Annotated in this window: 14 protein-coding genes; 5 read left to right on the top strand and 9 right to left on the bottom strand. The window is 66.4% G+C overall.

The features are described 5' to 3' along the window. Positions 1–78 precede the first annotated feature (78 nt). On the top strand, positions 79–948 hold the full coding sequence (locus tag A5756_RS23370) for a proline iminopeptidase-family hydrolase (protein WP_066957977.1): 870 nt from the start codon (positions 79–81) through the stop codon (positions 946–948). A gap of 6 nt (positions 949–954) precedes the next feature. On the opposite strand, the gene A5756_RS23365 is transcribed toward A5756_RS23370, so the two are convergent. Genes A5756_RS23365 through A5756_RS23350 form a run of 4 tightly spaced genes read right to left on the bottom strand, consistent with a single transcriptional unit; the run spans position 955 to position 5,094 of the window. Further along, on the bottom strand, positions 955–1,722 hold the full coding sequence (locus tag A5756_RS23365; RefSeq protein WP_066957975.1) for an enoyl-CoA hydratase/isomerase family protein: 768 nt from the start codon (positions 1,720–1,722) through the stop codon (positions 955–957). 1 nt (position 1,723) lies between these two features. Next, entirely contained in the window at positions 1,724–2,821 is a 1,098-nt protein-coding gene (locus A5756_RS23360) for an acyl-CoA dehydrogenase family protein (RefSeq protein WP_066957973.1), read from the bottom strand. Next, positions 2,808–3,713 carry an acyl-CoA dehydrogenase family protein gene (locus A5756_RS23355; protein WP_066957971.1) on the bottom strand — a complete coding sequence of 302 codons (906 nt, stop codon included), beginning with the start codon at positions 3,711–3,713 and terminating at the stop codon, positions 2,808–2,810. Before A5756_RS23355 ends, A5756_RS23360 begins: the two co-directional genes overlap by 14 nt. Next, entirely contained in the window at positions 3,691–5,094 is a 1,404-nt protein-coding gene (locus A5756_RS23350; protein ID WP_066957969.1) for a class I adenylate-forming enzyme family protein, read from the bottom strand. Before A5756_RS23350 ends, A5756_RS23355 begins: the two co-directional genes overlap by 23 nt. A 124-nt stretch (positions 5,095–5,218) precedes the next feature. Here A5756_RS23350 and A5756_RS23345 point away from each other — a divergent pair, with 124 nt between their 5' ends. Genes A5756_RS23345 through A5756_RS23335 form a run of 3 tightly spaced genes read left to right on the top strand, consistent with a single transcriptional unit; the run spans position 5,219 to position 7,163 of the window. Further along, positions 5,219–5,554: a 2Fe-2S iron-sulfur cluster-binding protein gene (locus A5756_RS23345; protein ID WP_066958069.1), complete on the top strand. Its 336-nt coding sequence runs from the start codon at positions 5,219–5,221 to the stop codon at positions 5,552–5,554. A 23-nt stretch (positions 5,555–5,577) separates the two neighbouring features. Beyond that, a complete protein-coding gene (locus A5756_RS23340) occupies positions 5,578–5,892 on the top strand; it encodes a DUF4286 family protein (RefSeq protein ID WP_066958067.1) in 315 nt (104 codons plus the stop codon). Positions 5,893–5,897: 5 nt separating this feature from the next. Beyond that, positions 5,898–7,163, top strand: a complete 1,266-nt coding sequence (locus tag A5756_RS23335) for an amidohydrolase family protein (protein WP_066957967.1) — start codon at positions 5,898–5,900, stop codon at positions 7,161–7,163. A gap of 109 nt (positions 7,164–7,272) precedes the next feature. Here the strand turns inward: A5756_RS23335 and A5756_RS23330 are convergent, their stop codons facing one another. Next, complete coding sequence (locus A5756_RS23330) at positions 7,273–8,166, bottom strand: SDR family oxidoreductase (protein ID WP_066957965.1); 894 nt, start codon at positions 8,164–8,166, stop codon at positions 7,273–7,275. A 166-nt stretch (positions 8,167–8,332) separates the two neighbouring features. On the opposite strand from A5756_RS23330, the gene A5756_RS23325 reads away from it, so the two are divergent. Further along, positions 8,333–9,238, top strand: a complete 906-nt coding sequence (locus A5756_RS23325) for a LysR family transcriptional regulator (RefSeq protein WP_066957963.1) — start codon at positions 8,333–8,335, stop codon at positions 9,236–9,238. 26 nt (positions 9,239–9,264) lie between these two features. Here A5756_RS23325 and A5756_RS23320 read toward each other — a convergent pair whose 3' ends face one another. Genes A5756_RS23320 through A5756_RS23305 form a run of 4 tightly spaced genes read right to left on the bottom strand, consistent with a single transcriptional unit; the run spans position 9,265 to position 13,242 of the window. Further along, on the bottom strand, positions 9,265–10,302 hold the full coding sequence (locus A5756_RS23320; protein WP_066957961.1) for a CaiB/BaiF CoA-transferase family protein: 1,038 nt from the start codon (positions 10,300–10,302) through the stop codon (positions 9,265–9,267). Beyond that, positions 10,299–11,255, bottom strand: coding sequence for an LLM class F420-dependent oxidoreductase (locus A5756_RS23315; protein WP_066957959.1), 957 nt, complete (start codon positions 11,253–11,255; stop codon positions 10,299–10,301). Before A5756_RS23315 ends, A5756_RS23320 begins: the two co-directional genes overlap by 4 nt. Beyond that, a complete protein-coding gene (locus tag A5756_RS23310; RefSeq protein WP_066957957.1) occupies positions 11,240–11,665 on the bottom strand; it encodes a cobalamin-dependent protein in 426 nt (141 codons plus the stop codon). Before A5756_RS23310 ends, A5756_RS23315 begins: the two co-directional genes overlap by 16 nt. Then, entirely contained in the window at positions 11,665–13,242 is a 1,578-nt protein-coding gene (locus A5756_RS23305; RefSeq protein ID WP_066957956.1) for a methylmalonyl-CoA mutase family protein, read from the bottom strand. Before A5756_RS23305 ends, A5756_RS23310 begins: the two co-directional genes overlap by 1 nt. Between the last annotated feature and the right edge of the window lie 63 nt (positions 13,243–13,305).

Genomic DNA, 13,305 nt, shown 5'->3' with positions numbered 1-13,305 from the left:
CAAAATCGCATATACCGGCATCGCAGGGTGCGATTTTGCGTCTGCTCGCGCAGCGGAACCCAGGAGGCATCGTCGGCAATGGAGGGAACGATCGCGGTCCCGGGCGGCACCGTGTGGTTCAAGCGCGTCGGTGCCGGAGCGGGCCTGCCCCTGCTGGTGGTGCACGGCGGTCCCGGCCTGCCCCACACCTACCTGCGTTCGCTGGAGCGGTTGGCTGACGAGCGCGAGGTCATCTACTGGGATCAGCTCGGGTGCGGGAAGTCCGAGCGCCCGTCGAACCGCGAATTGTGGACCATGCAACGGTCGGTGGCCGAAATGGACGCCGTCGTAGCGGGCCTCGGCCTCAACCGTTTCCACATCTTCGGCAACTCGTGGGGCGGGATGATGGCTCAGCAGTACGCGCTCGACGTCCCGTCGGGGGCGGCCAGCCTCACCATTTCGAACAGCATCGCGTCCATACCGCAGTTCTCGGAGATGGTGGCGCGGCTGAAATCGGAGCTCGATCCGGCAACGCAATCCGCCATCGAACGTCATGAAGCCGCGGGGACCACGTACACGGCCGAATATCAGGACGCCATCCGCACCTGGAACGAAACCTACCTGTGCCGCGTGCGCCCCTGGCCGCCAGAGCTGTTGGAAGCCTTCGCCAAGATGGGCACCGACATCTTCGAGACGATGTTCGGCCCCAGCGATTTTCACATCGTCGGGACAATCAAGGAATGGGATGTGTTCGACCGATTGGCCGAGATCACGTTGCCCACCCTCATCCTCGCGGGCAGGTTCGACGAATGCGTGCCCGAACACATGTGGGACATGCACCAGCGCATCGCCGGCTCACGGTTCGTGTTTTTTGAAGAGAGCGCTCACATGCCCTTCATTGAGGAGCCGGCCAAGTTCGACTCCGTGCTGCGCGACTTCCTGCGGCAACACGACTCGTCGCGCGCGTAACCGTGATTAGTTCTTGCCAGCAGCCAGCTTGGTGACGATCGACCGGAAGTCTTCGGTGAGGAACGACTGGCTCTCAGCGGACAGCGCATAGTCGAGGCTGGCCAGGACCGCCCGCTCCAGATGGATATTGAGGACCCGCTTGGTGCTTTCGACCGCTTGCTGGGGCAGCTCGAGAATCTTTTTGGCGCAGGCGATCGCGTCCGCGACGGGGTCGGCCGCCACGTGGTTGGCCAGCCCGAGCTCGACGGCACGCTGCGCGCTGATGCGGGTGCCCGTCAACGCGAACTCCTTGGCGAGCAGCAGGCTGATGTGCAGCGGCCAGGTCAGCGGGCCGCCGTCGGCGGCCACCAGCCCCACTTGAACGTGTGGATCGGCGAGGTAGGCCTCTTCGGCGATGTAGACGATGTCGCTCAGCGCCACCAGGCTGCAGCCCAGCCCGACGGCCGGGCCGTTGACCGCGGCCACCACGGGAATTCGGCAGCGTGCCATGCCCAAAACGATCTCGCGTCCGTCCCGGATGGTCTTGGCGCGCAGGTCGGCGTCGGTCGACAGCTCCTTGAGATACGAGAAATCACCGCCGGCCGAAAAAGCCCTGCCGGCCCCGGTGATCACCGCCGCGCGAGCCGCGGGGTCGTCGGTCAATCGCTGCCACAGTCGCGCAAGGCCGACATGCAAATTGTCGTTGACCGAGTTGAGGGAATCCGGCCGGTTCAAGGTGATGATCCGCAGCGGGCCGTCGGCTTGGACGTCGATTTCGGCAGGCATGTCGTACATGTCAGACTCCCAATCCCAAGATGCGTGAAGCGATGATGTTCTTTTGTATCTGCGATGTCCCGCCCATTACGCTCTGCGCGCGGCTGTACAGATAGGCGCTGAGCAGGTCCGCATCGCGGGTGCCGGTGACCGCCAGCGCGGCGTGTCCGACAGATTGCTCGACCCAGGTCATCAGCAGCTTGTCGAGCGACCCTTCGGGTCCGTGCGAAACCCCGTCGAGCTGCTCGGACAACCGCCGCCGGACATGATGGGTCAGCATCTCCGACTGGACCGCGGCCCACGAGAGCTCCTCGGGAACCGGACCACCAGAACTCCCGTTGCGGGCGTAAAGGCTTCGCACCAATTTGCCGTATCGGGCCGCGTAACCGAGAGTGGACGGCTCGCGCTCATGCCCGACGACGGTCATGGCGACCGCCCAGCCATCGCCGGGCGCGCCGACCATCCGGTCGGCCGGTACCTTGGCACCGTCGAAGAACACCTGACCGAATTCGTTGGTCACCCCGTTGATCATGCGCAGCGGGCGCTGTTGCACGCCAGGTTGTTTCATCTCCAGTACGAAGGCCGACAGGCCACGGTGGCGTTTGGCCTCTGGGTCGGTGCGGGCCAGCAGAAGGCACCAGTCCGCGACATCGGAGTAGCTGGTCCAGATCTTGTGTCCGTTCACCACATAGGTGTCGCCCTCGGGACGGGCGGTGGTGGTGAGCGAGGCCAGATCGGAACCGGCGCCGGGCTCACTGAAGCCTTGGCACCAGCGCTCGGTGCCGTTGATGATGCCGGGCAGGAACCGCTGCTGCACTTCGTCGTTCGCGTGGCGGCCGATCCCATAGATCAAGTAGCCGACGCTTGGCCGAGGCGGGGCCCCGGCTCGAGCGAGTTCCTCGTCGACGATGACGTCGTACACGGGCGGCAACTCCTGCCCGCCGTATTCGCGGGGAAACGACAACCCGAAGAAGCCCTCTCGGTACAAGGCCTGGTGCCATTCGGCCTGCCGGGCCCAGTACTCGTCGCCGGATCCGGAGAACCCCTTGGCGTTCACGGAAAGCCAGGACCTGAGCCGCTCCCGGAAGGCGGCTTCGTCTGGCGAGTCACGAAAGTCCAAGATCGATCTCCTTCAACGCGACGGGCCACAGCTCGGTCGATGTCAGGGCGCGGCGCAGGTAGACGTGCACCAGGCAGTCCCAGGTGTTGCCGATGCCACCGTGCACCTGAATGGCCGTCTCGCAGACGGTTCTCGCGGCGCGGGCGCAGTAGACCTTCGCCACCTGCGCGGCGCGGATGGCTTCGGGGGGCGGCAGCTCGTCGACCGCCCACGCGGCGTGCCGCGCTACGCTGATCGAACCTTCAATCAGCGCAAGGCTTTCGGCCAGCAGGTGCGCGACGGCCTGATAAGACCCGATCTGCTTGCCGTATTGCTCCCGGATTTTGGCGTAGTCGCACGCGACCGCGTGGGCGCCCCGCGCGACGCCCACCAGGTCCGCAGTCGTGGTGACCAGCGCGAGCGCCCGCCATTGCCCCGCCACGTCGGAAGAGACTTGGCCCAGCGTCGCCGCCGTTTCCGCGATTGTGGCATCGGCCCGAGTCAGGTCAGCGCCATCGGTCAAGTCCCGCACATCGGCGGCGAGGACGCGCCCGTCCGAGAGGCTCAGGGCCCGCCGGGCGCCGCGCGCGTCGATGGCGCGATCGTCGACCGCGATCGTCGCGCCGGCGCTGTCGGCGTCGACACGGCGGGCGAGGTCGTCGGCCAGGACCGGGCCGAGAAACGGAGTGTCGACCAGCCGGCGTCCGAATTCCTCAGCGACAATGGCGACTTCGACACCCGAAGCCCCATCGGACCGCAGCGACCTCCAGCCGGTTCCCGCGATCTGCCTGTCCAGGCGCGCAATCCGGCCCTGGTCGTCGAGGTCCTGGACCGCCGAGGGACCAAGGTCGTCGGCCAGCTTGGCGGCCGCGTCGCGCAATTGCTGTTGTTCAGCTGTCAGACGTACATCCATAGCGCTCCTTTAGGACTCGGCGCAATACCTTGCCCGACGGCAGGCGCGGAATGTCGGGAACGAACACGATCCGGCTCAGGTGTTTGTAGGAAGCCAGCCGCTGATCGACCCGGGCGGTGAGCTCACCGGCGTCGACGGGTGCGCACGTCGCGACCGCGGCGACGACCGCTTCCCCGTTGATCCCGTCGGGTACGCCGAACACCGCGCAGTCTTTGACGGCCGGATGACCGTGCAGCACCGTCTCGATTTCGGCGGGCGCAACCTGAAAGCCGCGCACCTTGATCATTTCTTTTAGGCGGTCGGTGATTCGCAGCCAACCTCCGGTGTCGATCCACCCGACGTCGCCGGTCCGGTACCAGCCATCGCGAATTACCTCGGCGGTCGCTTCGGCCGGGAGGTACCCGGCCATCAGCGACGAAGACCGGGCCTGAATCTCACCGATCTCTCCGGGACAGACCGGCTCACCCGTCTCCAGCGAGACCACCCGCAGATCGACGCCTGGCACCGGACGCCCGACAGCGTCCAACCGGGCGCCCTCGATCGGATTGCATGCGATGACAGGCAGTTCCGTGGTCCCGTACGCGGGCACCCAGCCGACGCCGGTGCGCCGGGTCACGGCCTCCGCGACGTCGGCACTGACCGGTGTCGCCCCCCACATGATGTAGCGCAGTGAGGACAGGTCGTAAGACTCGAGCCTGGGATGCGAGGCGATGGCCAGCGCGATGGGCGCGACCGCCATTTCGACTGTGATGCGGTCGCTTTCGATGTGATGCAGCATCCGGTCGATGTCGAACCGGCTATGCAGCCGCACGCACGCACCCGTGCGCAGCGCCGTCAGAATGTTGAGCAGCCCGAGGATGTGCGAAGGCGGCGTGGCGATTTGAATCCGATCGCGCGGCGTCAGTCGCAGCGCTTCGCGCCAGTGCCGCGCGGCCTCTTCCAGCGCAGCGTGGGTGTGCCGGACCGCCTTGGGCAGCCCCGTGGTGCCGGAGCTGAACACCAGCACCGCGTCGGATCTCGACGGTGGTATCGCGGCCGTCGGCTCCCCGGGCGTGACCGGCTCGTCGAGGTGCAGCATCGGCATCGCGCCGGCCAGTACGGGATGGTCCCCGACGGCATGGGCGGGTTGGGTCAACGCGAGCGCGTGGTCGACCTCGTCACGCTTCCATGCCGGGCTGATCAGCACCGCCGTCGCCGCCAGCCGCCAGATCGCGAGCACGACGGCGACGAATTCCGGCCGGTTGGACGCCATGACCGCGACCCGCTGACCTGCGGCGACGCCGTTCTTGGCGAGGGCCGCAGCCCAGCCTGCGGCCAATGCATCGAGCTCCGGCAGGCTGAAACGCCGGTCCTCGAACACGACCGCAGCCGGCTCGGTCACGTCCCGTCCTTCCCTGACAGGCCGGGCTGACCTGACATCCCCACAGGCTTGAGAAGATCCTATCGCTCTGTGAGAATAGTATTCTCTATAGTGAAGAATGCAAATACGGGAGGGGGCGGTCGCAGTGACAATCGCCCGAAGCATCGAGGAGACCGCACGGGTGACAAATCCGTCAATCGGCTCTGGGGCGGGCACCGTGACCATCCACATGGACCGGAAGAAGGTTTCGGTGCCGCTGGTCCCCGGCGAGACGCTATTGCAGAGCGCGCGGCGGGCCGGCCTGGAACCGCCGTTCAGTTGCGAGGCGGGTAACTGCGGCACGTGCATGGCCAAGTTGGAAGAGGGCCATGCGACCATGCGGGTCAACGACGCTCTCGACGATGACGAGGTCGCCGAGGGCTACATTTTGACGTGCCAGGGCGTGCCGGACACGGATTCGGTCACGGTGCGCTACGAGTAGCGGCCCGAAGAGAGGTGGCGACGATGGCCAAGGGAATCATGTACGTCGAAAGCCGGCCCAGTTCGCCCGAGCGCGAGCAGGAATACAACACCTGGTACGACGAAGTGCACATACCCGAACTGCTGGCGCTCGACGGAATCGTCGCGGCACGCCGGCTGCGCCCGCTTGACGGGCAGGGCCCCTACGTCGCCATCTACGAACTCGAAGGCGACGATCTGCAGGCCATCTTGGACAACATGATCGCCAACGCCGGCCAGCTGCACATGTCCGATGCGTTGCTGTTAGATCCTGCGCCTGTCCCCCGATTGCTCGAGACGACCAGCGAGCAGAGCCGTTGAGCCTGATGAATGTCGATGACCTGATCCTGGTGAGCATTGACGACCACGTCGTCGAGCCGCCGGACATGTTCCTGCGCCATGTGCCCGCCAAGTACAAGGCGGAGGCCCCGATCGTCGTGGTCGACGACCAGGGCGTCGACCAGTGGATGTACCAGGGCAGGCCGCAGGGCGTGAGCGGGCTCAACGCCGTCGTCTCATGGCCGGCCGAGGAATGGGGCCGCGACCCGGCGGGTTTCGCCGAAATGCGCCCGGGCGTCTACGACGTCCACGAACGCGTGCGGGACATGAACCGCAACGGCATCCTGGCGTCGATGTGCTTCCCTACCTTCACCGGCTTTTCGGCCCGGCACCTCAACATGACGCGCGAGGACGTCACCCTGGTAATGGTGTCCGCCTACAACGACTGGCACATCGACGAGTGGGCCGGCTCATACCCGGATCGGTTCATTCCGATCGCAATCCTGCCGACGTGGAATCCCGAGGCCATGTGCGCCGAGATCCGCAGGGTGGCGGCCAAGGGCTGCCGGGCGGTGACGATGCCGGAACTGCCGCACCTGGAAGGACTTCCGAGCTACCACGACGAGGACTATTGGGGCCCGGTGTTCCGGACGCTGTCCGAGGAAAACGTGGTTATGTGCCTGCACATCGGCACCGGATTCGGGGCGATCAGCATGGCGCCCAACGCGCCGATCGACAACCTGATCATCCTGGCCACCCAGGTCTCGGCGATGTGCGCGCAGGACCTGCTCTGGGGACCCGCCATGCGCAAGTATCCCGACCTGAGGTTCGCGTTCTCCGAGGGCGGCATTGGCTGGATCCCCTTCTATCTGGACCGCAGCGACCGCCACTACACCAATCAGAAATGGCTGCGCCGCGACTTCGGGGACAAGCTGCCCAGCGAGGTCTTCCGCGAACACTCGCTGGCCTGCTATGTCACCGACAAGACGTCGTTGAAGCTGCGTCACGAGATCGGCATCGACATCATCGCCTGGGAATGCGACTACCCGCACTCGGACTGCTTCTGGCCGGACGCGCCCGAGCAGGTGCTGGCCGAGCTCAATGCCGCCGGTGCCGACGACAACGACATCAACAAGATCACCTGGGGCAACGCCTGCCGGTTCTTCAGCTGGGATCCGTTCGCGCGAACCCCCCGCGACAGGGCGACCGTGAAATCCTTGCGCGCCAATGCTGTTGACGTGGACGTGTCGATCCGGTCGCGCGCCGAATGGGCCCGGCGCTACCAGGAGAAGCAGCTCGCCGAGCTGCCGTAGCAGGGCGGCTACCCACGCGCAGGTGACGCCGAGTGTGCGGCTCGCTTCACATTCGGCGCCGAGTGTGCGGCTAGCTTCACACTCGCGCGGTGGCGGCCCACCGCGTCGCTCACTTACCGAAGTAATGGCCGGCGTCGAGGTCCTCGATCAACCCGGCGTGCTCGGGGTGCCAGTCGAGTACCTTCTGTGTCAGCGCATTCGACGTCGGGTTGTCCAAGGCGGCGAAAAGCGCGAGGAACCCGAAGTGGCCGGCTTCTTCGGCCGGAATGCTCACCGCGGGCACCCCCAAACGACGGCCGATCACGGCGGCGATGTCCCGGAGCGGCACCCCCTCATCGGCCACCCCGTGCAAACGAGTTCCCGCTGGCGCGTTTTCGAGAGCCAGCCGGTAGAGGTGCGCGGCATCGAGCGTGTGCACCGCGGGCCAGCGGTTGGCGCCGTCACCGATGTAGCCCGACACCCCGGTGTTGCGGGCGGTGTCGATCAGGTGGTTGGTGAAGCCGTGATGATCCAGGTCGCTGTGCACCAGCGGGGATAGGCGAACGACCGACGATCGCACACCGCGTTCCGCGAGCGCGATCACGGCGTTCTCCGAGTCGGCCCGCGGTCCGCCGGGCACGGTGTCCTGTTCGGTTCCGAGTCCGCCCTGCCCCAAGAGCGAGAGCAGGAGCGTCCCCGACGTGCTGACAAACGGCCGGTCAGACCCCACGAGTTCGTCGCCTATCGCTTCCACGGCGCGCAGATCCGTCTCGGCCGCGGCCACGAAGTCGTCGAAATCATGCCTAAAGGCGAGGTGGATCACACCGTCGGACTTAGCAGCGGCGGCCCGCAGGCCGTCGCGGTCGTCGAGGTCGCCCCGGTGCACGCCGGCGCCCTTGGCCACAAGTGCCGCGGCGGACTCGTCGGAGCGGGCCAGCCCGGTGACGTGATGCCCGGCCTCCAAGAGTTCGTCGACGACTGCCGAACCGATGTGTCCGGTCGCGCCCGTCACAAAGACATGCATGGATGGTCCCTTCGCTTGCGTTGACTTTCGCGGTATCCAGTCAACGGCCACACCGGGCCGGGCGTCCAAGACCTATTCCGGATGACGCGATACCAAATAGGTATCACCGCACCTCAACCGGTACACCATTGGGCGGAGCGGGCTTCTTTACGGATACACTGTCGGCATGACCGAGTCCGCATCTCAGGTGATCGACCTGGACCTGCGACTGGTCGGTTACTTCGTGGTGGTGGCCGAACAGCGGCACTTCGGCCGTGCCGCAACCGCGCTGCGAATCGCGCAGCCGTCGCTGAGCCGGCAGATCCGCCGCCTCGAGCAGCAGCTCGGAGTCCGACTGCTCGATCGCACGCCGCAGGGCACTGGGCTCACGGGGGCCGGCGAGGTGTTCCTGCCCAGGGCCAAGGCGCTGCTGCGCTCGGCCGCGCAAGCGGTCGCGCAGGCCCGGGCCGCCGCCGAACCGAGCCGCATCACGATCGGGTACACGACGGGCATGATCGTCACCCCCGCGGTGCGCGAGATGCGCCGCGAGCACCCGGACGCCGAAGTGCAAGTCTTGCACCTGAATTGGGGCGAGGCCCTGGACGCCTTGCTCGGCCATCGGGTGGATGCGGTGGTAACCCGGCTACCGTTCCCGACCGATGGGCTGCACGTGACGATCCTCTACGACGAGCCACGAGTGCTGGCGCTATCCGTCGACCACCGCCTTGCGGGCCGGGATTTCGTGACACTCGACGACATCGCCGACGAGCCCATGCCGCGCGTGCGCAACTCCGACCCGGCCTGGAGTGCTTATTGGCGGATCGATCCTCGGCCCGGCGGCCGCCGCGCGCCCGATGGACCATTCATCGACGCGCTCGAGGACAAGTTCGAAGTCATCGCCTCCGGGCAGGCGGTGGCCATCACGGCCGGCTTCCACGGCACCGCCCTGCGGCCCGACATCACAACGGTGCCGCTGCGAGGCATCGAACCCTGCCATGTGGTTTTGGCGACTCGTGCCGGCGACCGCAGCCGGTTGGTTACGGCCTTCCGCAAGCTCGCTGAGGCGCATCTCACCGGCCCGGTCAAGGCGTAGTCGCTGCCGGCATGCTCCGCAGCGGCCTACCCGCTCAGCTCAGGCGGTGGCCGGTACTCGGGCTGGTAACCAGAAACGTTGATCGGACTCCCGACGAGGCGGAAATTACCCGCAGTCACAACGATTTCGGGGGTCGCTTCCAGCGCCTCAGGCAGCGTCCTGACCGCAGCCGCCGGCACCCCCAACGGACGCAGCCTACGTTCCCAATCAGCGGCGGTGTCGGTCGCCAGCATCGCCGTGACCACCGCGAGCACCTCGTCGCGGCGGGACACCCGTTCGGCCATCGTCTCGAAGCCGCCGATACCCGCCTCGGTCGCGAATGATTTCCAGAAGCCGTCGTGCGTGATGAACAGTGCGAGATAGCCGTCGGCTGTCGGGAAGAGTTGCGCCGGAACATAATACGAATGGGCACCGTAGGGCCTTCGCTGCGGTTCGACAGCCTCGTTGAGGTAGGCGGAGGCGTGATAGTTGAGCTGCGACAGCATGACGTCGCGCAGCGAGACGTCCACTTGCCCGCCGGTGCCGGAGACGATTTTGGCCAACAGTCCCAGGGCTGCACACATTCCGGTGGAGTTGTCGGCCGAGGAGTAGCCGGGCAGCGTCGGCGGGCCATCCGGGTCACCGGTCAGTGCGGCGATCCCGAAGCCCGCCTGCACCACGTAGTCGAAGGCGGGATCGTCGCCGCCGTGCAGGCCGAACCCGGTGATCGCTACGCAGACGATCCGCTCGTTGTGCCGGCGCAGCTGCTCATAGGTCAAGCCCAGCCGGCGGATCGCCGACGGCTTCAGGTTCACCAGCAGCGCATGGGATTCCGCTACCAGCTCACCCAGCCGTTGCTGTCCCGTGTCGGAGTTGAGGTCCAGGCAGATGCTGGCTTTGTTGCGGTTGAGGCTGGCGAAGTAGCTGGGCCCTACGCCGCGCGAGATCTCCCCGCCGCGCGGCTCGATCTTGGTGACATCGGCGCCCAGGTCGGCGAGCAACATGGTCGCGTACGGGCCTGCCAGCATGGTGCCGACCTCGAGGATGCGTATCCCCTCAAGCGGTCCGGCGGACGTCGGCGTCAACGCAATTCCGTTGCGAGCGACGCGATCATCTCGCGTGTCCGCCGCTTGGAGGCGACCAGCTCGTCACGATCGTCGCCGATTGGCAGCAGCCGCACTGAAAGGTCGGTGACGCCGGCATCGGCGAAACGGCGCATCCGGGCAAGGATTGCCTCCGGATCGCCGGCCGCACACAGATCGCCGACATCGCGGGCGTCGCCGCGCATCAGCAGGCGCTGGTAGTTGGGCGACACCTCGGCCTCGCCCAAGATGCGGTTGGCACGCTCCTTGGCTTCGTCGACTTGTCCAGGCGCACAAAGACATACCGGGATGCCCGCGACGATTCGCGGCGCGGGTCGCCCGGCACCCGCGGCGGCCTTGGTGATCTTGGGTGCGATGTGGTCACCGATGGCCCGCTCGTCGGCCATCCACAACACGGTGCCGTCGGCGAGTTCACCGGCGATCTGCAGCATCACCGGCCCCAACGCAGCGACCAGAACCGGCATCGGGGTATCGGCCCCGATCGCCAGTGGATTGTGCACCGTGAACGAATCGTTCTCGACGTCAACCGGTCCCGGTCCGGAGACCGCGGCGTTGAGCACCTGCAGGTAGTCGCGGGTGTAGGCGGCCGGCTTCTCATACTGCAGTCCGAGCATGTCCCGGATGATCCAGTGGTGCGACGGTCCGACTCCCAGCGCCAACCGTCCGCCGGCCACGGCGTGCGTCGAGAGCGCTTGGCGGGCAAGTGCGATCGGATGCTGGGCCTGCAGGGGCACCACCGCGGTGCCCAGCTCGATGCGCGAGCTGTGCGCGGCCATCAGCGACACCATGGTCAGGCAGTCGAAGTCGTTGGGCACCTGCGGCATCCAGGCGGTGTCCAGGCCCGCGGATTCCGCCCATTCGATGTCCGAGGCCAGCTTGTCCACCTTGCGGGCCATGTCGCCACGCTCGGCGCCGATCATTACTCCGACGCGCACTGGTCCTCCACAACGGGTTCGGGGGTGCCGGTCAATGCCCGGATCTCACGCACGAGGACGTCGAGCGATGTCCCGGTGGGGAATACCGCGGCGGCACCGGTGTCGAGCAGCTTGGGCACGTCGGCGTGCGGGATCGTTCCCCCGACCACGACAGCGATGTCCGCGGCGTCGGCGGCACGCAGTGCCTCGATGGTGCGGGCGGTGAGCGCCAGGTGCGCACCGGACAGGATGCTCAGGCCGACGACCGCCACGTCCTCCTGGACGGCGATCGAAGCGATGTCCTCGATGCGCTGCCGGATGCCGGTGTAGATCACCTCGAAGCCGGCATCACGCAGCGTGCGGGCGACGATCTTGGCGCCGCGGTCGTGTCCGTCCAGGCCCGGCTTGGCGACCAGAATCCGGGCGGCCACTAGAACACCACCGGTTGCTGGAATTCGCCCCACACTGCCTTGAGCGCGGAGACCATTTCACCGACCGTGCAGTATGCGTTGGCGCAGTCGATCAGCCTGTGCATCAGATTGTCGTCTCCTTCGGCGGAACGCGATAGTGCCGCGAGACTGGATTTGACAGCGGCCGAATCCCTTTCGGCCTTCACCTTGGAGAGTCGCTTGAGCTGAAGATCGCGGCCCTCGGCGTCCAGTTCGTACGTCACGACATCCGGTTCGGGCTCCTCTGTCACGAACCGGTTGACCCCGACGACGGGCCGGGCACCGGACTCGATGTCCTGATGCACCCGATAGGCCTCGTCGGCGATCAGGCCCTGCAGGTAGCCGTCCTCGATGGCATGGACCATTCCGCCGTGCCGCTCCAGGTCATCCATGATCTCGATGATGCGGGCCTCGGTGGCGTCGGTCAGCGCCTCGACAAAGTAGGAGCCGCCGAGCGGGTCGGCGACGCTGGCCACGCCGGTCTCGTGCGCCAGGATCTGCTGGGTGCGCAGCGCCAGTGTCGTGGTTTCCTCGGTGGGCAGGGCGAACGGCTCGTCCCAGGCCGCGGTGAACATCGACTGGACCCCGCCCAGCACCGCGGCCATCGCCTCGTAGGCCACCCGAACGATGTTGTTGTGGGCCTGCGGCGCGTACAGCGATGCGCCACCACAGACGCAGCCGAAGCGGAACATCGCCGCCTTGGCCGTCGTCGCCCCGTAACGTTCCTGCACGATGGTTGCCCAACGCCGCCGCCCCGCACGGTATTTGGCGATCTCTTCGAAGAAGTCCCCATGGGTGTAGAAGAAGAACGAGATCTGCGGTGCGAACTGGTCGATGGTCATCCGGCCGCGTTCCACCACGGTGTCGCAGTAGGTCACCCCGTCGGCCAGGGTGAACGCCATCTCTTGCACCGCGTTGGCTCCAGCGTCGCGAAAGTGCGCGCCCGCCACCGAAATCGCGTTGAATCGCGGCACCTCGGCTGCGCAGAACTCGATGGTGTCGGCAATCAGCCGCAGCGACGGCTCCGGCGGCCAAATCCACGTGCCGCGGGACGCGTACTCCTTGAGGATGTCGTTCTGGATGGTCCCGGTGAGTTTCGCCCGCGGTATGCCTTTTTTCTCGGCCGCGGCGACGTAAAACGCCAGCAGGATCGCCGCCGTCCCGTTGATCGTCATACTCGTGCTGAGCTTGTCCAACGGAATGCCGTCGAACAGGATCTCGAAGTCGGCCAGGGTATCCACCGCGACGCCGACCCGGCCGACCTCCTCGCCGAACTCGGGATCGTCGGAGTCATATCCGCATTGGGTCGGCAGGTCCAGCGCGACCGACAAGCCGGTCCCGCCTTGCTCCAGCAGGTAGCGGTACCGGCGGTTGGATTCCTCGGCGGTGCCGAATCCCGAGTACTGCCTGAAGGTCCAGAGCTTGCCGCGGTAGCCGGACGCGAAGTTACCCCGGGTGAACGGGAACTCCCCGGGCGCCGCGGGTGACGCCTTGACGTCCCCCGGGCCGTACACCGGCGCAAGCGGAATGCCGGATGGTGTCTGAGCAGCGTTATCCATCGATGAATAACGTACTTGCAAAAAAAGAGAATGCCAATACCACATACTTGAGCTGGGGAAACA

The organism is Mycobacterium sp. 852002-53434_SCH5985345, assembly GCF_001667155.1.
Classification (GTDB): domain Bacteria; phylum Actinomycetota; class Actinomycetes; order Mycobacteriales; family Mycobacteriaceae; genus Mycobacterium.
Note: the sequence above shows the minus strand (reverse complement) of the source record. Positions and strands in the feature narration are given on the sequence as shown.